Below are 21756 nucleotides of genomic sequence, written 5' to 3'. Positions count from 1 at the left end.
TTGAGCCCGTGAGCCCTGATGGAGGCGCGGAGAAGTGATGGCGCGCAAGGGGCCGGAAGCGTAGAATGCGGGCATGTCGGACCTGAAGACCCAACCCACCGACGCCTCGGTTGAGGACTTCATCGATGCGGTCGAACAGCCCCGCCGCCGAGAGGACGCGCGCATGGTTTCAGCCATGATGGCCGAGATCACGGGAGAGCAGCCGGTGATGTGGGGCCCGTCCATCATCGGCTTCGGCCGCTACACCTATGTGAACTCGACGAAGAAGCCCGCCGACTGGCCCATCATCGGCCTGTCGCCGCGCAAGGCGAACCTGAGCGTCTACATCATGCCGGGCTTCACGGAGCGACCCGATCTCATGGCGCGGATCGGCAAGGTGAAGACCAGCGTCTCCTGCCTCTACATCAGCCGGCTTGAGGACGTGGACATGGAGGTGCTGCGTGAGCTGTGCGCGTGGGCGGTGGCGACCATGCGAGGGCGTCATCCGCCCGGCCCGTCGCCCGATTAATCCCTTCCGGCAGCGGATCCGTGCTAGGCTCCATGAGATACGAGACAATGGAGCCGACGCCTTGCGCCGAACCCGCCCGGGGAAGGCTTTCGTTTTGCGAGCTTCCGAACGCGGGGAAAGGGACAGCCATGGCTGCCCGCACGTCCCAACATTCCGGAGGCCCGCTCAGCCTGGGGCTGGCCGTCATCAGATCTTCGCCGACGCCGGTGATCATGCTGGACGCCGATCTGATGGTCGTCGCAGCCAGCACCTCGTTCTGTGACGCCTTCGGTCTGTCTCCAGACAGGGTCGCAGGCGGGCTCATGCCCAGCCTGGGCGCCGGAGAATGGAGATCGCCCCAGCTTCAGATCCTGCTGACGGCGACGGCGCGTAGCGATGTGGCGGTGGACGCCTACGAGATGAACCTGGATATCCCGACACGCGGCATGCGCTGTGTGGTCATCAGCGCCCGGCGTCTTGTGACCGATGAGGACAACGTCCGCCTGCTGGTGGGGGTGACCGACGTCACCGATGCCCGCGCGGCGGACAAGCTCAAGGACAATCTGCTGCGGGAGAAGGCCATCCTGCTGCAAGAGGTCCAGCACCGCGTCGCCAACAGCCTGCAGATCATCGCCAGCGTTCTGATGCAGAACGCCCGCAAGGTGCAGTCAGAGGAGACCCGGGTGCATCTGCGCGATGCCCACAGCCGGGTGATGTCCATCGCCACCCTGCAACAGCAACTGGCCGCCTCGCGGTTGGGGGACGTGGAGCTGCGGCCCTATCTGACGCAGTTGTGCCGCAGCATCTCCGCATCCATGATTCCTGATCCCGAGCGCCTCACCCTGGAGGTTGTCGGCGATGACAGCGCCACCAGCGGGGATATTTCGGTCAGCCTGGGGCTGATCGTCACCGAACTGGTCATCAATGCGCTCAAGCACGCCTATCCCGGCGGGCGGGGCGGGCGAATCCTGGTGACCTATGGCGGCGATCCGCACGGCTGGACCCTTTCGGTGTGCGACGACGGGGTAGGCATGGCGGACACCCCGGCCCACACCAAGCCGGGTCTGGGCACCAGCATCATAGAGGCGCTGGCCCACCAGCTGGACGCGGCGGTGAAGGTCGAAACCGGCAAGGGCGGCACGACCGTCTCCATCGTTCACGTCCGGAGCGGGCCGACCCTCCTCTCCGAGCGGGGCGCCGCCCAGCTTTCCACCTGAAGACGGTTTCGCGAAGACCTGCCGGTTTTATCCGACGGGCTGAGGGACCTTGCCCTTGCATCAATCGGCCATGCGCGGTTTCTGTCACCGGAACGGTGACGCTTTCATCGCGTTGCCTGAAGACATCCTTTCTGGAGTTTGACCATGCGCTTGTCCGCCCTGACCGCCGCCGTCTCCATCTTCGCCCTGGTCGCCGCGTGCGGAGGAAACGGCGAAACCGCCTCCACGATGCAGACGGGTGAGCCGGTGGAGACCAACGCGGCGAACGCCCCGACCCAGCAGCCGGCCTTTGAAGGCCAGACCCGCGCGCCGGGGGTGCAGACCACTGTTTCGATGACCAGCGAGACGGTGGCGGAGGGTCTGGAAAGCCCCTGGGGTCTGGTTCCGTTGCCGGAAGGCGGTTTCCTGGTGACAGAGAAGCCCGGCCGTCTGCGGCTGGTCAGCGCCGACGGCGAGATCGGCGAGCCCATCACCGGCGTGCCGACTGTGGTGTCGGATCGTCAGGCGGGCCTGCTGGATGTGGAGCTGAGCCCTGACTTCGCCAGCGACCGGCTGGTCTATCTGAGCTTCTCCGAGCCGCGCCGGGGCGGCAACGGCACCGCCGTGGCCCGGGGACGTCTGAGTGAGGACGGGACCCGGCTGGAGAACGTGGAGACGATCTTCAGCGCCATGCCCACCTACGACAATTTCATGCACTACGGCTCGCGCATCGTGTTCGACCGTCAGGGACGACTGTACGTGACCTTGGGCGAGCGGTCGGATATCGAGACCCGGCCCCAGGCGCAGGATCTGGGCTCGCACTTCGGCAAGATCGTGCGCATCAACGCCGACGGCTCGGTTCCGGCCGACAACCCGTTCGTGGGCCAGGAGGGCGCCCTGCCGGAGATCTGGTCATGGGGGCACCGCAACGTCCAGGGCGCGGCGCTGCATCCCGGGACGGGCGAGCTGTGGGGCATCGAGCATGGCGCGCGCGGCGGCGACGAGATCAACATCGCCCGCGCCGGCGAGAACTATGGCTGGCCCATCGCGGCCTACGGCATCGAATATCGCGGCGGCGCCATCGGCGAGGGGAGCACCACAGCCCCGGACACGGTTCAGCCGATCTACTACTGGGATCCAGTCATCGCGCCGGGTGGAGCGGTGTTCTATAGCGGCGACATGTTCCCCGATTGGAACGGCAACCTGCTGGTTTCGGGCCTGGCGGGACAGCATCTTGCGCGGCTGGTTCTGGAGGGCGAGCGGGTTGTTGGCGAGGAACGCCTGCTGACCGGGCTGAATGCGCGCATTCGCGACGTTGCCGTGGGATCGGACGGTGCGGTCTATGTGGTCACCGATGACCAGAACGGTCGTCTGGTCCGACTACGCCGTGCGGACTGAGCGCCTTCACCAGCCCTGTTCGGCGGGTTAGAACAATCATGAGCAGCCCGGCTTCAGGGCTGCCGAGGGACATAAGGAAACGCACATGACGCGAGTGGCGATGGTCACCGGGGGCACCCGGGGGATCGGCAAGGCGATCGTTCAGCGCCTGAACGAGGACGGGATCAAGGTCGCGGCCGGTTATTCCGGAAACACGGCCGCGGCCGAAGCCACGGCCGCCGAACTGGGCGTCATGGTGGTCAAGGGCAACGTCGGCTCGTTCGAGGATTGCGAACGGGCGGTCAAGGAGGTCGAGGCCGAGCTGGGCCCCATCGACATCCTGATCAACAATGCCGGCATCACCCGCGACGGCTTCTTTCACAAGATGAGCCCGGACCAGTGGTACGATGTGATCCGGGTCAACATGGACAGCGTGTTCAACATGACCCGCCAGGTGATCGGCGGCATGCGTGACCGGGGCTTTGGCCGCATCGTCAACATCTCCTCGATCAACGGCCAGAAGGGCCAGATCGGCCAGACCAACTATTCCGCCGCCAAGGCGGGCATGATCGGCTTCACCAAGGCCCTGGCGCTGGAGAATGCGAGGAAGGGCGTGACCGTGAACTGCATCGCGCCCGGCTATATCGACACCGAGATGGTGGGCGCCATGGACCCCAAGGTTCTGGAGAGCATCGTGGCCCAGATTCCGGTCGGAAGACTCGGAAAAGGCGAGGAAATCGCCGACATGGTGTCCTGGCTGTCTGGGGAACGTGCCGGATATGTCACAGGCTGCACCCTTTCCCTGAACGGCGGTCAGTATCTGGTGGGCTGACACGCCCGCGCCCAAAATCCGCCTTCGCGGCGAGTCATCTGATTGAGAATGTTCGCGGAACCCCGGATCAGCGCTGCGCTGTCACCGACGACGCTCGCCTTGGCGTGCGCCGTTGTAAGCGTGGCTGTGTTGGGCTTTGCTGACGCCGCCGACGCGTGGACCCAGCCGCGCGGGAACGCTCAGGCGGAGCAGAGCCAGGGTCTGCGTGAGCGCCCCGTCCGCGCCCTTGCGTCGCCCGGCCGCTACGTCACGGAAGGCGGCGAGGCTTTCATCCTGGATCATTCCGGGGCCAGGCCCCTGTTGCGCTTCGACGACAGCCCGGAGGTCTGGGTTCTGCGGGCTACGCCCGCCCCGCGTGGCGACATTCTATACCGCAATGATCAGGGCGACGTGATCCTGCGCTCCACGCCTTCGGGGGGACTGACCCTCTATACGCCGCGCGCGCCGGGCGGCGAGCCCGCCTCCCAGGCCGGCCCTGGTCCGGGGCTTCGCCGCCCCACCCTGTCGCCCATCCAGCTGGTCAATTTCATGGTCCGCCAGAGCGACGTGGCGAGCCGTGCCGTGGGGCATCTGGTCGTATTCGAGGCCGAAGAGATTTCACCCGGCTCGGAAACCCTGGTGGCCGAAGCCGCCGCCGCCGCCGTCGAGGCCCTGACCCGCATGGCGCGCACCTCCAATCTGCGCGATCAGGCCCAACAGGTGCGCCGCATCGTCATCATCGAGGGTGCGCGCAACAACACGGAATTCTCTCGCGGCGTCCTGACCATCACCCTCGATCCGCGCGAAGGACCGGCGGGACGTCCGTCATCCGCCCGGGTGGTGCGGACCCTGGCCGGCAGCTAGCCCCTGAACGCGTCCTTGGCCGCCCTGAGCGCGGCGAAGGCGGCTACGTCCGTCGCGCACAGGAACGGGTTCAGGCGCTTCTCCCGGCCCATAATCGTCGGCACGGTCGACTGCCCGGCCTCGCGCAGTGCGAAGACGTCCCGCGCATAGCCCTCCAGTTCAGGATCGGGCGTGCCCAGGCTCAGCGCGAAACGAGCGTTGGCGGCGGTGTATTCGTGAGCGCACCAGACTCGGGTGTCGTCCGGCAGGCCGGCCAGTCGGGTCAGGCTGTCCCACATCTGCTCTGGGGTTCCCTCGAACAGCCGTCCGCAGCCCAGGGCGAAAAGGGTGTCGCCGACGAAGGCTTCGCCGCCCCGATGATCGATGAAGGCGATGTGCCCCAGGGTGTGGCCGGGCGTATGCATGACGCGGAGCGCGGTCTCGCCCAGATTCACCTCGTCTTCGTCCGCCAGAACCCGGTCCAGGGTGATGAGACGCGAGGACTCCTCCGGTCCGACCACCTTGCACCCTGTCTGGCCTTTTACGGCTTCGACGCCCTGGGTGTGATCGGGGTGCCAGTGGGTGTTCAGGATCAGGTCAAGCCGTCGCCAGCCGGAGGCGGCCAGTTCGGCCAGGACGGCCGCGCCGTCCGGCGCGTCCACGGCGGCGACGCACCCCGAGGCGCGGTCGCGGACCAGATAGCCGTAGTTGTCGGACAGGCAGGGGAACTGACGGATTTCCAGGGGCATTGAGCGACTCTAGCAGCCACCAGGCGTTGAAGCCTATAGTACCGCCATGCGCCGCAGCGTCGATGATCTGAAAGCCTTCTATGGCGAGCCCGCGGGAGTCCTGGCCCGCCGCCTCGTGGCGCGCCGTCTGGAGGACGCCTGGGGGGAGGCGGCGAACTGCGATGTGCTGGGCATCGGCTATTGCACGCCCTGGTTGGGCGCCTTCGTGGGCGCGCGCCGGGTTGTGGCGGCCATGCCGGGCGGGCAGGGGGCCGAGCGCTGGCCCTCGGTTGGGCGCAACCGGACCCTGCTGGTCGAGGACCAGGGCCTGCCGTTCGCTTCGGGAACCTTCGACCGGGTTCTGATGATGCACGCCCTCGAAGAAGCCGATCACGCCCAGGCGCTCATGGCGGAAGCTGTGCGGGTCATGGCGCCGGCCGGACGCATCATCCTGGCCGTGGCGTCCCGGGGCGGCCTGTGGGCCCGTTCGGAATCGACGCCCTTCGGCCATGGCCGGCCTTTCAGCCGGGGACAGGTGGAGCACCTCCTGCGAGAGGTGCAGCTGGAGCCCCTGGCCTGGTCCCAGACCCTTTATGTGCCGCCCTGGAAGCTGCTGCTGGGCATGGCGGAAGGATTTGAACAGGCGGGAAGGATGCTGCTCCCGGCCGCTTGCGGCCTGATCCTGGTGGAGGCCTCCCGCCGCACCTATGCGCCCCGGAAAGTGAGCGGCGGTGCGGCCGTTCCGGTCGAGGCGGCCCTGGCGAAAGGCGTTCTGGCGTCTCGTCCGGCCGCGCGCGGCGCGCGGCGGTTGGACGGCGGCGGCGAACCCGCCTAAATCGGCCCCATGCGTCAGCTCATTCTCATGCGTCATGCCCAGGCCGTGGGCGCAGCCCCCGCCGGCGGCGACCGGGAACGCGCGCTCAGCGCGGCAGGCCGCGCCGAGGCCGTCCGAATCGGCCAGGCCCTGAAGGCGCGCGGCGTCCGGCCGGATCTGGCCATGGTTTCGGCGGCCCGACGTACGCGCGAGACCTGGACCGGCGTGGCCGAAGGACTCACTCTGGACCCTGAGCCGTCCTGGCTGGAGGTCGATCCCGCCCTTTACAACGCCGACGCCCGGGTCCTGCGCGGTCAGGTCGAGAGCGCGGAGAACCGATGCGAAACCCTGATCCTGATCGCCCACAATCCGGGCATCCATCAGCTGGCCTTCGAACTCCTCAGCGACGGCGGCGCTTCGGACCAGATTCTGGACCGGGTCCGCACCGGATTCGCGCCTGCGACCGCCGCCGTGTTCCAGGTGGATGCGGCGGGACGCTGCACCTATGACGGCATTCTGCTGCCGGATGAGGCGAAGCGGTCGTGACGCCGGCTTACAAGATCCTGACGGTTTCCGAATGGGCGGTCGCCGAGGCGGCGGGTCTGTACGAGGGGTCGGATGTGGACCGGGCCGACGGCTTCATCCACCTGTCCACCGATGCGCAGCTGCACGAGACGGCGCGTAAGCATTATGCGGGGCGGGACGACCTGATGATCCTGACGCTGGACGCCGACCATCCGCCGCTGAAGGCCCTGATCCGCTGGGAGCCCTCGCGGGGCGGCGCCCTGTTTCCGCACATCTACGGCGACCTGCGCACGGAATGGGTCATGGCCGCGCGACCGGCGTCGGTCGACGCGGACGGCCGATTGAGGATCGACCCATGAGTCTGGTGAATGATTTCGGCGCTGCGGTGCTGCGGCAGCTGGACCCGGAGCTGGCGCATGGGCTGGCGCTGTCGGCGCTGAAGGCGGGGCTGGGCGGACGCAGTGATCCGCACGACGCTGTGCTGGCCACGCGCGTGGCGGGGCTGGACTTGCCCAATCCGGTGGGGCTGGCCGCCGGGTTCGACAAGAACGGCGAGGCGCTGAACGGCCTGGCGCGGGCGGGTTTCGGTTTTGTGGAGTGCGGCTCGGTGACGCCGCTGGCCCAGCCGGGCAATCCGAAGCCGCGCCTGTTCCGCCTCAGCGAGGACCGGGCGGTGATCAACCGCATGGGCTTCAACAATGCGGGACTGGACGCCTTCGCCCACAGGCTGGAACGTCGCCCCCGCGAGGCGGTGATCGGGGCCAATCTGGGCGCCAACAAGGATACCGAGGACAAGGCTGCGGACTATGTGGCGGGACTGGTCCGGCTGCGAGGGCTGGCGGACTATTTCACCGTCAATGTGTCCTCGCCCAATACGCCTGGCCTGCGCAATCTGCAGGGGCGGGCGGCGCTGGACGACCTGCTTGGCCGGTTGGCCGAGGCGCGCGGCCCCGAGCCGCTGTTCCTGAAGATCGCGCCGGACCTGACCGAGGCCGAGGTGGCCATGATCGTCGATGCCTGCGTCGCCCATGACCTGGATGGGCTGATTGTGTCCAACACCACCCTGGACCGGCCCGACAGCCTGCGCTCGGCGCACGCCGGTGAGAGCGGGGGCCTGTCGGGGGCGCCGCTGAAGGACAAGGCCCTGACGGCGCTGCGCTGGGCCCACGGGGCGTCCCAAGGTCGTTTGGCCCTGATCGGGGTCGGCGGTATCGCCTCGGGCGCTGACGCCTATGCGCGAATCCGGGCAGGCGCTGCGGCGGTGCAGATCTATTCGGCGCTGATCTATGAAGGGCCGGGCCTGGTGATGCGCATCCGCCGCGATCTGGCGGACCGGCTGCAGGCCGACGGGTTTCGTTCGGTTCAGGACGCGGTGGGCGCGCGCTGAGGCCTACCAGTCGGGGCGGATGGACAGCTGGAAGGCCAGAACGCCTTCGCTGCGCTCGCGGTCGAAGTCCCGACCGGCCAGTTCGCGCACCTTGTGCTTGCGATAGACGTAGCCGAACGAGGTCTGCATGTCGCCGCGCCGCCAGGCCACGCCCACCTGGGCATCGCCGATGAAAGCCCCGGAATCGTGGCTCATGCCGGAACGGACGAAATCCCCGTCCCGGGTGCGGGCGAAATTGTAGCCCACCGCCCGGCGCGATCCGGCCGCGAAAAGGTACCAGCGGGCCTGATCCTCGTCGAAGGCGGCGTCGCCTTCGGGCACCAGTCGATCCAGACCCGAACCGACGCGGATGGTGGCCCCCGCCTCGGCCGTGCCGCCTTCGCTGCCGACCCCGAACCCGGCGTGGGGGATCACCTCGACCTGAAGACCGGTCTCGGCGTCATAGCTGCGCGTCGGCCAGCCGCGCGTGTAGCTGAGGCGATAGGCCTCGTCCTCCAGGACCGCGCCGTCGCGCGGATTGAAGGCCAGGGCGGCGCCGTCGGCGCGCAGCCAGTCGCCCGAGCGGCTGAGCCGCAGGCGCTCCACGGCGCCGGCCGGCGTATCCCGCCAGGCTTCGGTGACGACCTCGCCACGGCCCGGCGTGAAGTTCCGCTCCGGCAGACGGAAGTCGCCGCCCAGGCCGCTGTCCGAGGTTGTGAATTCGGCGGTTTCGGTGAAATCAGTCTGGAAGGAGTCGACGCTCCAGGCGTCGGGGACACTGTGGGCCTGCCCAGCCCATGTCTGGCAAACCGCAGGCGTAGCGGCGGTCATCACCGCCGCGCCAAGTCCACAGAGAATGCCGCCTCCAGGTTTCATCAACGGCCTCCCTACCGCCAACGATGATGCAGACTGACGGCGATGGCCGTCCCTGTCATCCCAATTCGCCCGTTACGTTCCTCAGGGAGCAACGTCCTGAAAGCGCTGGCGTTCCGATCCCGACCCTCGGGGAGGATAGGCCGGGATCAAGACAGGGTGATTACGTCCCCTACTGGCAGGCCAGGCACTCATCGTAGTCGGTGCGCGCGGCGGCGAACAGGTCGGGCTGGTTGGGATCGACCTCCACCTCGGCCTTGTCCGCAGAGCCCGCGAAGGCCGCGCGCTGAACCGACTTGGAGCGCAGGTAGTACAGGGACTTCATGCCCTGTTCCCAGGCGCGCCAGTGCAGCATGTGCAGATCCCACTTATCCACGTCGCCGGGGATGAACAGGTTGACCGACTGGGCCTGGCAGATCTCCGGGGTGCGATCGGCGGCCAGTTCCACCACCCAGCGCTGGTCCAGCTCGAAGGCGGTCTTGAAGATGGCCTTCTCGTCCTCGGTCAGTTCGTCCAGATGCTGGACCGAGCCTTCCTGCTCGAGGATGGAGTTCCACACCACGTCGGTGTTCAGCCCCTTGGCCTCAAGAACCTCTTCCAGATAGGGGTTCTTGACCGCGAAGGAGCCCGACAGGGTCTTGTGGGTGTAGATGTTGGCCGGTATCGGCTCGATGCCCGCCGAGGTGCCGCCGCAGATGATCGAGATGGAGGCGGTGGGGGCGATGGCCAGCTTGTGGCTGAACCGCTCCATGACGCCGCGCTCGGCCGCGTCCTCGCAGGGGCCCTTTTCCTCGGCCAGCAGGCGGCTGGCCTTGTCGGCCTCGCGGCGCAGGTGCTTGAACAGGCGCATGTTCCACGACTTGGCCATGGCGGATTCAAAGGCCACGCCCTGGGCCTGCAGGAACGAGTGGAAGCCCATCAGGCCCAGACCCACCGAGCGCTCGCGCCTGGCCGAATAGACCGCCGCCTTCATTTCCGGCGGGGCGCGGCGGATAAAGTCCTCCAGCACATTGTCCAGGAACCGCATCAGGTCCTCGATGAACTGGGGCTCCTCGCGCCATTCCAGGAAGGTCTCGGCGTTGACCGAGGACAGGCAGCACACGGCGGTGCGGTCGATGCCCAGATGGTCGGCGCCCGTGTGCAGCATGATCTCGCTGCACAGGTTGGACTGCTTCACCTTCAGGCCCAGCTCCTGCTGGTGCCGGGGCATGGCCTTGTTCACGGCGTCGGAGAAGATCAGGTAGGGCTCGCCTGTCTGCAGGCGGATCTCGAGGATCTTCTGCCACAGGTTGCGGGCGTCCACCGTCTTCATCACCTCGCCGTTCTTGGGCGAGAGCAGGTCGAAAGTCTTGCCGTCGCGCACCGCCTCCATGAAGGCGTCGGTGATGTTGATGCCGTGGTGCAGGTTCAGGGACTTGCGGTTGAAGTCGCCTGAGGGTTTGCGGATCTCGAGGAACTCCTCGATCTCCGGATGGTGCACGTCCAGATAGACCGCCGCCGAGCCGCGGCGCAGGCTGCCCTGGCTGATGGCCAGCGTCAGGGAATCCATCACGCGGATGAAGGGGATGATGCCCGAGGTCTGGCCCTGGCCCTTGACCTTCTCGCCGATGGAGCGGACGCCGCCCCAGTAGGTGCCGATGCCGCCGCCGTTGGACGCCAGTGCCACGTTCTCGTTCCAGACCGACTGGATGCCGTCCAGGCTGTCGCCCACGGCGTTCAGGAAGCAGCTGATGGGCAGGCCGCGGTCGGCGCCGCCGTTGGACAGCACCGGCGTGGCCGGCATGAACCACAGCTTCGACATGTAATCGTAGACGCGCTGGGCGTGCCCGGCGTCGTCGGCATAGGCGGTGGCGACGCGGGCGAACATGTCCTGATAGGACTCGCCCGGCAGCAGGTAGCGGTCTTCCAGCGTCTTCTTGCCGAAGTCGGTCAGCAGCGCGTCGCGCGAGCGGTCGAGCTGGATGCCCTGAACCACGCTCAGCGCCGGCCGGTCAGCGCCCAGGCTGATCACATCGGCCACCTTCGCCTTGGGTTCGAAATCCGCCTTCAACGCTTCACCACCAGCCATATTCGTCTAAGCCCTGAACTAATCGGTTATGGAACCTTACTCCGCCTCCAGACACTAAATCTGGTGTTCGAAGCACCCCGCTCGCCTAGATGTATGGGCGCACATCCCTAACGCCCCGTAAAGCACTTGACCGGGGCTTTGTCTGTCGAATCGGTGGAGCGGTCCTCGCAGCCTGTGGAAATTCCCCGGAAACGCGATGTGACAGTTCGAAAAAAGTGATCGCAGAAACATTTCACGAAGCCGTGAGTCCGACGTCGGCGGAACGCGGCTGTCAGCTTGACCGTTCGAGGGTGATGGTACGCACGCTGTTCTCCCTCGACAGACCCGAAATGGGCCGTCTGGCCCGTCGCCTTTTAACCTTGGCGCGCAGCGAACTCGCGCTGCTGACCGCCCTGTTCGTCGGGGCGGTCGGGGTGCTGACCTTCATCGAGATCGCCGACGACATGACCGAGACGGACGGGCGCGCCTTTGACGGCATGGTTCTGAACGCCCTACGCCCCCATGACGACCCCGGCCACGCCTGGGGGCCATGGTGGCTGGAGGAGGCCATGGCCGACGTCACCTCCCTGGGCGGCATATCGGTGCTGGGCCTGTTCGCCCTGGCGGTGGTGGGCTTCCTGGTGATCCAGCGAAAGCGCCTGTCGGCCCTGATGCTGGTCGTGGGCCTGGCCGGGGGCGTGGCCTTGAGCGAAGGGTTCAAGGGGATATTCGAGCGCGAACGGCCCCCGGCGGAGTACCAGGCGGTGGACACCCTCAACGCCAGCTTCCCGTCCGGTCACGCCCTGTTGTCGACGGTGTTCTACCTGACCGTGGGGGTGATGCTGGCGCGCGTGCTGCCCAGCCGGAGTCTGAAGGCGTGGGTCATGACCATGGCCGTGATCGTGGCCATGCTGGTGGGGCTCAGCCGCGTCTATCTGGGCGCCCACTGGGCCACGGACGTCTTCGCCGGCTGGAGTCTTGGCGCCGCCTGGGCCATGGCCTTGTGGCTGGCGGCCAACCTGATCGAACGCTTCCAGCGTCGCCACCACGCGCCGCTCCAGGATGAGGCCGCGCCGGCCGGATGATTACAGGTCGGTAAGGTGCGGTCGCCGCGGTGCGAGCCTAAGGTGAGGCTCTCCACAAAGGGGCTGAAGGAAATCCGCATGTTCAAGCGTCATCTGATCGTCACCGCCGCCGCTACGGCGCTTATGATGGGTGCGGCGCTGCCTGCCGTCGCCTTCGAGACGGCCCCCGCGTCCGCCCGAGCCGCGTCCGCCCAGGTCCAGGCCCCGGCCGGGGTCGAGGTGCCGCCGCTGGGCTTCGAGCGCCGGGTGCTGGACAACGGCATGGAGGTCTACACGGCCTTGGACCGCAACACCTCCAATGTGGCGGTGCAGGTCTGGTACCGGGTCGGCTCCAAGGACGATCCGCAGGGGCGTTCGGGCTTCGCGCACCTGTTCGAGCACCTGCTGTTCAAGGCCACCCGCAACATGCCGGAAGAGACCCTGGACCGGCTGACCGAAGACGTGGGCGGCTATAATAACGCCTTCACCGCCGATGATGTGACCGCCTATCACGAGGTGGTGCCCGCCAATCATCTGGAGCGCATCCTGTTCGCCGAGGCCGAGCGCCTCGGCTCGCTGGTGGTGGACGAGGACACGTTCATCTCCGAGCGGGACGTGGTCAAGAACGAGTACCGCCAGCGCATCCTGGCGTCGCCCTACGGCCGTCTGTTCGGCCTGTTCATGCCCCAGATGATTTATCAGGAGCATCCGTATCGCCGCCCCGGCATCGGCTCCATCGAGGACCTGGACGCAGCGACCCTGGACGACGTGCTGCGCTTCCATGAGACCTACTACCGGCCCGACAACGCCATCCTGATCGTGGCGGGCAATTTCGATCAGGCCCAGCTGGACGGCTGGATCGACCAGTATTTCGCCCCGCTTGAGCGCCCCGACCGGCCCATGCCCGCCAACGACGTGGCCGAGCCCGACATCACCGGCCCGCGTGAGGCGACTTTCTACGCCCCCAACGTGCCGTTGCCGGCGGTGGTGCTGTCGTGGCCGACGGTCGCCTACGACCATCCGGACCGGGCGGCCCTGACGGTGCTGGACGGCATCCTGTCCACCGGCGAGTCCTCGCGCATGTACCGCTCGCTGGTTTACGATCAGCAGATCGCCGCCCAGGCCTCATCGATGCCCGACTTCGCGCAACAGGCGGGCTATCTGGCGGCCTATTCCCTGATGGCCGGAGAAGCCACGCCGGAGCAGGGTATTGCCTCGATTCAGGCGGAGATCGCCCGGTTCCGCAACGAGCGGGTCACCGACGCCGAACTGACCGAAGCCAAGAATGAGCTGATCGCCGGCGCCCTGCGCGAGCGGGAAACCACCGACCAGCGCGCTTCGGCCCTGGGTTGGGCGCTGATCATGACCGGCGACCCGGCCACGGCTGACAACGAGATCGCCGCCATCCAGGCCGTCACCGCCGCCGACATCCAGCGCGTGGCGCGCCGCTATCTGACGCCGGAGCGCACCATCACCGTTCGCTATCTGAACGCGGATGACGCCAATCCGCCCAGCGAGCAGGTGCTGAACGTGACGGCGCCCGTGACCCTGGATGATCTGGCCCCGGCGGGGGAGCTGGTCACCCTGGCGCCCGAAGCCGAGCGCGTGCCCATTCCCGAACCGGGCGCACCGCTTGAGCCCGTCACCCCGCAGATCAGCGAGCGCACCCTGGCCAATGGCGTGCGCGTTCTGGTGGCGCCCACGGGCGGTCTGCCGCTGATCTCCGCCCGCCTCAGCTTTGACGCCGGGACCGCCGATGACCCGCAGGGCCGCGCGGGTCTGGCGGGCCTGACCGCCTCCATGATCAACCAGGGCACATCGCGTCTGTCGCCGCCGGAGATCGCCACCCAGATCGAACAGCTGGGCGCGTCCATTGGCGCGGGCGCGGGCGTGGACTTCACCAATGTCTACGCCAACGCTCCGGCCGACGTGTTCGGCCAGACCCTGACTCTGATGGCCGAGTTGGTGCGGGATCCGGCCTTCGCCGCCGAGGAGCTGGAACGCCAGCAGAGCCAAGCCATGGACGGCCTGCGGGTGGCCTTGAGCGAGCCGGGCTCCATCGCCTCCCAATCGGTCGGTCGGGTGATCTACGGCGCGGCCCCCTATGGGGCGCCGGGATCGGGCACCCTGACTACCGTGCCCGCGATCACACGCGATGATCTGGCTGCTTTCCACACGGCCAACTGGCGCCCCTCCACCGCGACCCTGGTGTTCTCTGGCGACATCACGCCCGAGGCCGCCTGGGCCCTGGCCGAGCAGGCCTTCGGCGACTGGGCCGAGCCGTCAGCCCCTACAGCGACCGTCGACGACTCGGCCGGCGCCGCGCTCGCCCCGCGCGTCGTGGTGATCGACCAGCCCGGCGCTGGACAGGCGGCGGTGGTGGCGGCGCGCCGCAGCGTGGCGCGGGACGACGCCGACTATTACCCCCTGCTTGTTGGCACGAACCTTCTGGGCGGCGGTTACTCGTCGCGCCTGAACCAGGAGATCCGCATCAAGCGTGGGCTGTCCTACGGCGCCGGGGCCTCGCTGGGCGCGCGCGCGGATCAGGGTGTGTTCACCGCCTCGACCCAGACCCCCAACGAGAACGCGGTTGAGGTCGCCGGGCTGATCCTTGCCGAACTGGCCCGGCTGTCGGCCGAGCCGGCGTCGGAAGCTGAACTGGGCCCGCGTCAGGCCACCATTGTGGGCGGCTTCGGCCGTTCGCTTGAGACCGTGGACGGACTGGGGAGCTGGGTCGCCAACCTGGCCCTCTATGACCTGCCCATGAGCGATCTGGCGGCCTATGCGGGCCGGGTGAACGCGGTCACGCCTGAAGAAGTCCAGGCGGCCGCGGGCCGGGTGCTGGCGGTGGACGGGATCAGCCTGGTCATCGTCGGCGACGCCTCGCTGTTCATCGACGATCTGCGCGCCGCCTATCCGGACGTGGAGGTCATTCCGCTGGACCAGCTGAACCTGGACAGCGCCACGCTGCGCTGATCCAGCAGGGGTCCTGGAAAGTCAAAGGGGACGGCCGACGCCGTCCCCTTTTTTGTGTCGGCCGACCTGCCGCCAAAAGAAAACCGGCCGGGAGATCGCTCTCCCGGCCGGCCTGGCCCCGTTAGACGGGGGTGGGATCAGTAGCGGACCCGGAGCGTCACGCCCCACGTCCTGGGCGCGCCCAGGAAGGCGTTGTAGGTCTGGGTGTCGGTGGCCGGATTGTAGGGGATGCTGTTGAAGGCGGTCCCTTGAAGCGGCGCATTGAACACCACCTGATAGTACTCCTCGTCGGTCAGGTTCTGACCCCAGACTTCCAACATCCAGCTGCGGTCCTCGGCGCCGAAGCCGATACGGCCGTTCACCAGGGTGAAGGCGTCCTGCATCTTGGCGGGCAGAAGGTCCGAACCGGTGTTGTATTCCGAGCTGTACTTGGCCGACAGGTTGAAGCGGCCCATCAGGCCGTTCCCCAGCGAGCGTTCGTAGCTCATGCCGCCCGTCACCGACCATTCCGGGGCGAAGGACATCTGGGCGCCCGGCAGCAGGCTCAGCGGTCCGAAGCGCGCGGGATTGATCAGATCGGCGGCCGTGAAGTTCCCGTAGGTGGTGTCTGAATAGGTCAGGCCGCCGTTCAGGGTCAGGCCTTCCACCGGGGTGAACCACAGCATGTCCATGTCGACGCCGGTGGAGTTCAGCTCCGGAATGGACTCAACCACGAAGGCGGTGCCCAGGAAGGTGTTGAGCTGGAAGTCTTCGAAGGTCTGGTCAAACAGGGTGGCGTTGAACAGCAGCGAGCGGTTGAACAGGGTCGACTTGAAGCCCAGCTCCCAGCTGTCCACGGTCTCGGCCGGGAAGTAGAGCGAGGCGTCCGGTATGACGCCGGTCTGCACGCGATCCAGGTTGTAGCCCGCGCCCTTGTAGCCGCGCGCATACGAGCCGTAGATCATGAAGCTGTCGTTCAGGCGGTAGGCGGCCTTGAACGTGCCGCTGAAGGCGTCCTCGCTGAAGTTCTCGGTCACCGCGCGGTTGTCGTAGAACGGGTTGGACCAGGGCAGGCAGAGCGCGCCGAGAGCCGACGTCGGGGTCGGCGAGGCGGTGCCCTGATTGGCCAGGGCGCCCAGGCAGGCCGCGCCGTTGCCGTTGATGTTGTCCTGCTGGACCTGAAGGTCCTTCTCGTCGTTGGTCCAGCGCAGACCCAGGGTCAGTTCGAGAGCGTCCGTCACCCGCCAGGTGTTGTTGGTGAAGATGGCGAAGGTTTCGGAGACCTGAGAATAGTGGTCGTCCACGCCTTGGCCGACAATCTGGGTCGGCGCCAGCGGGTTGGGCGGCGCCAGGCCGGCGGCGCACAGCGGGTTGAAGCCGGTGGGATCGGTGAAGCACTGGATACGGCCCGGGTTGGGGCCGCCCAGGGCGGCCGGCACCGTGGCCGTGAACAGGAACGACAGGTACGGATTGTAGTCCGCGCCCAGGAAGTAGCTGTCATCGCGCGACAGGTTTTCACGGGCGTAGAAGCCGCCGATCAGCCAGTCGAAGTTGGAGGTCGACCCCGCCAGACGCAGTTCCTGGCTGAGGGTGTCGATGCCGAAACCGAAATTGCCGTCCTGGTTCCGGTAGATCAGGTCCGCGCCGGTGAAGTCGACGTCCATGCCATTGACGGATTCCCACGACCGCCACGCGGTCACGGAGGTCACGGTGGCGTTCCAGGACTCGATGTCGGCGTTGACCTCGGCCGAGAAGCCGTAATCCTCGATTTCCTGACCGGTGTCGCGGTTGGAATAGGCCGTCCGCGAATAGGGCACGAAATCATAGCCGGGCGCGGGGCCGAAGCTGCCGCCCGTCACCGGAGCGGCCTGGCCCTGGCCATTGGACAGGGCATTGATGAAGCCGAAGGTCGGCCCGACGCGAATCTGCGAGGCGACGCAGCAGAATTCTTCCCGCTTCGAATAGTCTGCGATCAGGCGGATCGAGGCCAGGTCGCTGGGCAGGATCAGCAGTTGGCCGCGCGCCGTCCAGAAGTCCTGAGTCTGGTCTTCGGTCATGGTGCGCGGGCCGTCGCCGGTGTCCACGTCATAGAAGCCGTCGCGCTGGCGGGCGGCCACGTACAGCCGTCCGGCGATGTTCTCGCTGAGCGGCCCGGTGGCGGAGCCGGAGATGCCCCACGCGCCGAAGTCACCGCCCGTCAGTTCACCTTCGAAGCCGGGCTGGAACGACGGCGCCTCGGTGATGATGTTGATGACGCCGGCCGAGGTGTTCTTGCCGAACAGGGTGCCCTGCGGGCCCTTCAGGACCTCGATGCGGGACATTTCGCCCAGATCGCCGAAGCCCACGCCGTTGCGGGGGCGGTAGACGCCGTCGATGACCACGCCGACCGAACTTTCCAGGCCGGGGTTGTCGCCCACGGTGCCCACGCCGCGGATACGGGCGGTGGTGATGGTCTCGGACGTGGTCGAGGTGACGGTCAGACCCGGCGTCAGGATCTGCATGTCCTTGATGTCGCGGACGCCCGCGTCCTCCAGCACCTGCTGCGAAAGGGACGTCACCACGATCGGCACGTCCTGCAGGCTCTGTTCCCGCTTCTGGGCGGTGACGATGATCTCGTCGACCGACGTCACCTCCTGGGCGGCGGCGCCGGTGGCGGCGACGGCCGTCAGGACGATGGCTGAAGCGGACGTAGTGAGAAGTTTATTGAAGCGCATGGAGCAACCCCCGGCTCTTGAGGCCCGGCGTCCGGTGTGGACGCCGCGGCGTTTCCTGGTCCCTGCGACCCCGCTTCTTCGTGGAAAACGGGGTTCGTCAGTCAACGACTAGTCCAAGGTCTGAATCGCGACAATAAGTCCGGTCGCAATTCCGCCCTGAAACCTGCCGGTGTGACGCGAAAGTGACAGAAAATCGTTACGCAAGGTCAATATTGGCAAGGGTTTCCGGACTTTTCGCTGCTTCCGACCGTGCCCGGCCCTCCTGTTCGCGCCTCCGCCGATAGGCCGAACAGCGCGCCAGAATGACCGATCCGAGCGCCGCGGACGCCAGCGAGCCCGTCAAAACCCCCAGCTTGACCTCGGACTGGACCGGTGAATCCACTGCACCTGGAAAGGCCAGGACGCCGATGAACAGACTCATGGTGAAGCCGACCCCGCAAAGCAGGGAAACGCCGTAGATTTCGGCCCAGGTGGCGTTGGACGGCCGCTTGCCGAGTCGGGTCATGACGGTGAAGACCGTGGCGATCATCACCCCGGCCTGCTTGCCGAAGAAGAGCCCCGCCGCGATCCCCAGGGCCACCGGCGACATCAGCCGGTCGATGGACAGCCCCGCGAACGAGAAGCCGGCCTTGGCGAAGGCGAACAGCGGCAGCACCCCGAAGGCGACCCACGGGTGCAGCACCTCCATGGCGCTTTTCAGCGGGCTTCGCCGACCCTCCACCCGCGCATTGATCGGCACGATGCAGGCGAAGGCGACCCCCGCAAGCGAGGTGCTGAGCTGGGCCTGCACGGAGAAGTACCAGACCCACAGAAAACCCAGGGTCCAGAGGGGGACGCCCAGCCGCCCCTGTCGGGCCAGGGCGCCCAGCCCGATCAGCCCGCCCAGGGCCCAGGCCAGGGGGACCGACTGCACGCCCTCGCTGAAGAAGGCCCCGATAATCAGGATGGCGCCCAGGTCGTCGACGATGGCCAGGGTCAACAGGAAGATGCGCAGCGACGCCGGCAGGCCCCGCGCCACCAGGGCGAAGATGGCCACGGCGAAGGCGATGTCCGTGGCCACCGGAATCGCCCAGCCTGAGGTGGGGCCGCCCGTCCACTCGGCGATCTTCAGATAGACCACCGCCGGGGCGATCATGCCGCCCGCCGCCGCCAACACGGGCGCGGCCAGCTTGCGCGCGTCGGACAGCTCTCCCTTCAGGATCTCGTGCTTGATCTCCAGACCCACGATCAGGAAGAACAGGGCCATCAGCCCTTCCTTGATCCAGTCGGCGATCGTCAGGCGCACGGTGAAATCGCCGATGCTGACCGGCAGATAGGATTTCAGCGCCGCGAAATACTCCCCTGCCCAGGGCGAGTTGGCCACGATCAGGGCCGCCAGCGCCGCCAGCCCCAGCACCGAGCCCGAGGTGGTCTCGGTTTTCAGAAACTCCAGCGTGATCCGCCGCGCCATGACCCCATCCCCCAATGGTTGCTCGTGACGGAGGCTTGCGCCGCAACCCCTGTGCGCGCACCTAGCCCCCATGCCTGTTCTAGATGCCTGCCGCCCCCGACCCGCGTTCTTTCAACTGGGAGACGAGTTCGGCGACGCCGTGAAACCAGCTGCCTTTCCTCAGCACATAACGCGGTTCCGTAACAATCGCGCGGCGATGACGGTGGGGCTGGAAGGGCTGACGGACGCCGAATGGACCGACGCCTTCGGCCGGTTCACGCCCTTGCCCGGCCAGCCCGGGCCGGTGGCCATGCGCTATCACGGGCACCAATTCCGCTCCTACAACCCGGATCTGGGCGACGGACGCGGCTTTCTGGCGGCCCAGATGCTGGAGACGGGGACCGGCCGCCTGCTGGATCTGGCCACCAAGGGGTCGGGCCGGACGCCCTGGTCCCGGGGCGCCGACGGGCGGCTGACCCTCAAGGGCGGGGTGCGCGAGGTGCTGGCCCCGCTGATGCTCGAGGCGCTGGGCGTCCCGACGAGCCGCCCGTTCAGCCTGATCGAGACCGGCGAAGCACTGGAGCGCCAGGACGAGCCCTCTCCCACCCGATCGGCGGTTCTGGTGCGACTGGGCCACAGCCATGTGCGCTTCGGCACGTTCCAGCGGGCGGCGTATCTGGAGCGGCGCGACCAGATCGAGACCCTGATCGAGCACGTGCGGGCGCACTATCATCCGCACGTAGCCGAGGGCGACGCGGCGGGCCTGCTGGCCGCCGTGGTGGAGGCGTCGGCCAGGCTGACCGCCCGCTGGATCGCCGCCGGCTTCGTGCACGGGGTGCTGAACACCGACAATCTGAACGTGACGGGCGAGAGCTTCGACTACGGCCCGTGGCGGTTCCTGCCCCACTACGAGCCCGGCTTCACTGCGGCCTATTTCGACCAGACGGGGCTGTACGCCTTCGCGCGCCAGCCCGAGGCGGTGTTCTGGAACCTGACCCAGCTGGGCGGCGCCCTGCGCATGGTGGGAGACGCCGAGCCCCTGACCGATGCGCTGAACGGTTTTGGCCCGGCCTACATCCGGCACCTGCGCGCGGCCTTCCTGATGCGGCTGGGCGTGAAGAGCCTCGGCGAGGCGGCGGACCAGCGGCTGGTGGACACGACCCTGGCCCTGCTGCGCGAAGGCGGCGAGGCGCTGCGGTGGGAGCCGCTGTTCTTCGACTGGTTCGCCGGCTTCGCCTCGTCCGAGCGCGCCCTGCGCGGGCCGCGCCGGGCGCTGTATCAGGGCGAGGCCTTCGACGCCTTCCGCTTCGCCCTGTTCGAGCATGAGCCGGACCGGCCCGAGCGGCTGGAGCATCCGGTGTTCCGGGCCGACGAGCCGGAGGAAATGCTGATCGACGAGGTGGAGGCCATCTGGGCGGCCATCGCCGAGCGTGATGACTGGACGCCGTTCAGCGACAAGCTGGCGCGCATCGAGGCATGGCGCGGGGCGCTGGGATTTTCAGCCTGAACTGACGATCCCTGAGTTCCGGCGTCAGCCTCGACCGGACCCGCCGCCTCCGGGCGCGGCGGCCATGTCCAGAAGCTGGATGCGGAACACCAGCACCGAATGGGGTGGGATCTGGCCGGACCGGCGCCCGCCGTATCCCAGCTCTGGCGGCACATAGAGCAGCCACTCGTCGCCGACCTTCATGCGCTGCAGCGCCTCGGTCCAGCCGGGCACCACCTGCTCGGGCGTGGTGACATAGGGGCTGCCGCGCTCGAACGAGCTGTCGAACACCGTGCCGTCGATCAGCGAGCCTTCATAGTGCACCCGAACCAGATCGTTGCCGTCCGGGCTGGGCGCCCCGTCCGGGGCGGCGGTCAGCACCTTGTACTGAAGCCCCGACTCCAGCGTCACCACGCCGTCGGCGTCGGCGTTCTCCGCCATGAAGGCGGCGGCCTCGGCCACGCGGGCGTCGTCGTCGCCGGACGCGCTGTCGTTCCCGCCGCAGGCCGCCAGAAGCAGGGCGGCGGCCGCGAGGCTAGCCCATCCGAAGCGCATAGCCGGCATCCTCAAGTCCCTTTCTGATTACATCCGCATGGTGGGCGTCGCGCGTCTCCACCATGATGTCGAACTCCGCACCCTTGGCCGGCACGTCCAGCGCCAGACGGTTGTGCACCACGTCGATGATGTTGCCGCCCGCCCCGCCGATCACGGCGCTCATCTTGGACAGCATGCCTGGCCGGTCGTCGCCGAGGATGCGGTACACCACCAGGCGTTTTTCGCGCACCATCTCGCGGTTCAGCACCACCGCCAGCATGCGGGCGTCGATGTTTCCGCCGCACAGGACAAGGCCGACCCTCTTGCCCTTGAAGCGCTCCGGGTATCGCAGCAGGGCCGCCAGACCGCCGGCGCCGGCGCCCTCGGCCACGGTCTTTTCGAGCGTGACATAGAAGGCCACCGCTCTCTCGAAATCCTCTTCGTCCACCACCAGCACGTCATCCACCAGCGGGTCGGCCAGGGCGAAGGTGATGTCGCCCACCGCCT

Annotated in this window: 18 protein-coding genes and 1 pseudogene; 12 read left to right on the top strand and 7 right to left on the bottom strand. The window is 67.5% G+C overall.

Features of this window, described 5'->3' with window-relative positions; translation table 11 throughout:
- The first annotated feature begins 73 nt into the window (after positions 1 to 73).
- The 5 genes from IWC96_RS02820 to IWC96_RS02800 all read left to right on the top strand — a co-directional run bounded on the left by IWC96_RS02820 (position 74) and on the right by IWC96_RS02800 (position 4735).
- On the top strand, positions 74 to 508 hold the full coding sequence (locus tag IWC96_RS02820; protein WP_021697602.1) for a DUF1801 domain-containing protein: 435 nt from the start codon (positions 74 to 76) through the stop codon (positions 506 to 508).
- Between the two features lie 128 nt (positions 509 to 636).
- The gene (locus IWC96_RS02815) at positions 637 to 1704 is read left to right on the top strand and encodes a sensor histidine kinase (protein ID WP_021697601.1); all 1068 of its coding nucleotides are present in this window, start codon (positions 637 to 639) and stop codon (positions 1702 to 1704) included.
- Positions 1705 to 1848: 144 nt separating this feature from the next.
- Positions 1849 to 3081, top strand: a complete 1233-nt coding sequence (locus IWC96_RS02810; protein WP_021697600.1) for a PQQ-dependent sugar dehydrogenase — start codon at positions 1849 to 1851, stop codon at positions 3079 to 3081.
- 85 nt (positions 3082 to 3166) lie between these two features.
- Positions 3167 to 3892, top strand: a complete 726-nt coding sequence (gene phbB, locus IWC96_RS02805; RefSeq protein ID WP_045319094.1) for an acetoacetyl-CoA reductase — start codon at positions 3167 to 3169, stop codon at positions 3890 to 3892.
- Between the two features lie 120 nt (positions 3893 to 4012).
- Complete coding sequence (locus IWC96_RS02800) at positions 4013 to 4735, top strand: DUF4908 domain-containing protein (protein WP_242397130.1); 723 nt, start codon at positions 4013 to 4015, stop codon at positions 4733 to 4735.
- Here the strand turns inward: IWC96_RS02800 and gloB are convergent.
- Complete coding sequence (gene gloB / locus IWC96_RS02795) at positions 4732 to 5463, bottom strand: hydroxyacylglutathione hydrolase (RefSeq protein WP_196838311.1); 732 nt, start codon at positions 5461 to 5463, stop codon at positions 4732 to 4734. The two genes, IWC96_RS02800 and gloB, sit on opposite strands and share 4 nt — an antisense overlap.
- 46 nt (positions 5464 to 5509) lie before the next feature.
- Here gloB and IWC96_RS02790 point away from each other — a divergent pair, with 46 nt between their 5' ends.
- From IWC96_RS02790 to IWC96_RS02775, 4 genes are read left to right on the top strand one after another with little or no spacing between them, the layout of a single operon-like run.
- Positions 5510 to 6277: a class I SAM-dependent methyltransferase gene (locus IWC96_RS02790; protein WP_021697596.1), complete on the top strand. Its 768-nt coding sequence runs from the start codon at positions 5510 to 5512 to the stop codon at positions 6275 to 6277.
- A 9-nt stretch (positions 6278 to 6286) separates the two neighbouring features.
- Positions 6287 to 6802: a histidine phosphatase family protein gene (locus IWC96_RS02785; protein ID WP_021697595.1), complete on the top strand. Its 516-nt coding sequence runs from the start codon at positions 6287 to 6289 to the stop codon at positions 6800 to 6802.
- Positions 6799 to 7140 carry a DUF952 domain-containing protein gene (locus tag IWC96_RS02780; protein WP_021697594.1) on the top strand — a complete coding sequence of 114 codons (342 nt, stop codon included), beginning with the start codon at positions 6799 to 6801 and terminating at the stop codon, positions 7138 to 7140. The genes IWC96_RS02785 and IWC96_RS02780 overlap by 4 nt, the downstream gene beginning before the upstream one ends.
- Positions 7137 to 8168, top strand: coding sequence for a quinone-dependent dihydroorotate dehydrogenase (locus IWC96_RS02775; RefSeq protein ID WP_021697593.1), 1032 nt, complete (start codon positions 7137 to 7139; stop codon positions 8166 to 8168). Before IWC96_RS02780 ends, IWC96_RS02775 begins: the two co-directional genes overlap by 4 nt.
- 3 nt (positions 8169 to 8171) lie before the next feature.
- Here the strand turns inward: IWC96_RS02775 and IWC96_RS02770 are convergent, their stop codons facing one another.
- Positions 8172 to 9023 (bottom strand): lipid A-modifier LpxR family protein, encoded by an 852-nt coding sequence (locus IWC96_RS02770; protein ID WP_021697592.1) that lies wholly within the window; start codon positions 9021 to 9023, stop codon positions 8172 to 8174.
- A 169-nt stretch (positions 9024 to 9192) separates the two neighbouring features.
- Positions 9193 to 11088: a ribonucleoside-diphosphate reductase subunit alpha gene (locus IWC96_RS02765; protein WP_196838310.1), complete on the bottom strand. Its 1896-nt coding sequence runs from the start codon at positions 11086 to 11088 to the stop codon at positions 9193 to 9195.
- Positions 11089 to 11381: 293 nt separating this feature from the next.
- On the opposite strand from IWC96_RS02765, the gene IWC96_RS02760 reads away from it, so the two are divergent.
- Positions 11382 to 12152 carry a phosphatase PAP2 family protein gene (locus IWC96_RS02760; protein ID WP_231378799.1) on the top strand — a complete coding sequence of 257 codons (771 nt, stop codon included), beginning with the start codon at positions 11382 to 11384 and terminating at the stop codon, positions 12150 to 12152.
- 78 nt (positions 12153 to 12230) lie between these two features.
- A complete protein-coding gene (locus IWC96_RS02755; RefSeq protein ID WP_081703471.1) occupies positions 12231 to 15107 on the top strand; it encodes a pitrilysin family protein in 2877 nt (958 codons plus the stop codon).
- Positions 15108 to 15244: 137 nt separating this feature from the next.
- Here the strand turns inward: IWC96_RS02755 and IWC96_RS02750 are convergent, their stop codons facing one another.
- A complete protein-coding gene (locus IWC96_RS02750) occupies positions 15245 to 17800 on the bottom strand; it encodes a TonB-dependent receptor (protein ID WP_196838309.1) in 2556 nt (851 codons plus the stop codon).
- Positions 17801 to 17996: 196 nt separating this feature from the next.
- A complete protein-coding gene (gene nhaA, locus IWC96_RS02745; RefSeq protein ID WP_196838308.1) occupies positions 17997 to 19250 on the bottom strand; it encodes a Na+/H+ antiporter NhaA in 1254 nt (417 codons plus the stop codon).
- A gap of 70 nt (positions 19251 to 19320) precedes the next feature.
- Here nhaA and IWC96_RS02740 point away from each other — a divergent pair, with 70 nt between their 5' ends.
- On the top strand, positions 19321 to 20736 hold the full coding sequence (locus IWC96_RS02740) for a protein adenylyltransferase SelO family protein (RefSeq protein WP_196838307.1): 1416 nt from the start codon (positions 19321 to 19323) through the stop codon (positions 20734 to 20736).
- Between the two features lie 24 nt (positions 20737 to 20760).
- On the opposite strand, the gene IWC96_RS02735 is transcribed toward IWC96_RS02740, so the two are convergent.
- Entirely contained in the window at positions 20761 to 21270 is a 510-nt protein-coding gene (locus IWC96_RS02735) for an FKBP-type peptidyl-prolyl cis-trans isomerase (RefSeq protein ID WP_021697585.1), read from the bottom strand.
- Positions 21251 to 21756 (bottom strand): annotated as a pseudogene (locus tag IWC96_RS02730) (threonine ammonia-lyase); the annotation flags it as partial. The gene IWC96_RS02735 and the pseudogene IWC96_RS02730, both read right to left, overlap by 20 nt.

Origin of the sequence: Brevundimonas sp. BAL450, from assembly GCF_015767455.1 — a bacterium.
GTDB classification, from domain to species: domain Bacteria; phylum Pseudomonadota; class Alphaproteobacteria; order Caulobacterales; family Caulobacteraceae; genus Brevundimonas; species Brevundimonas abyssalis.
Note: the sequence above shows the minus strand (reverse complement) of the source record. Positions and strands in the feature narration are given on the sequence as shown.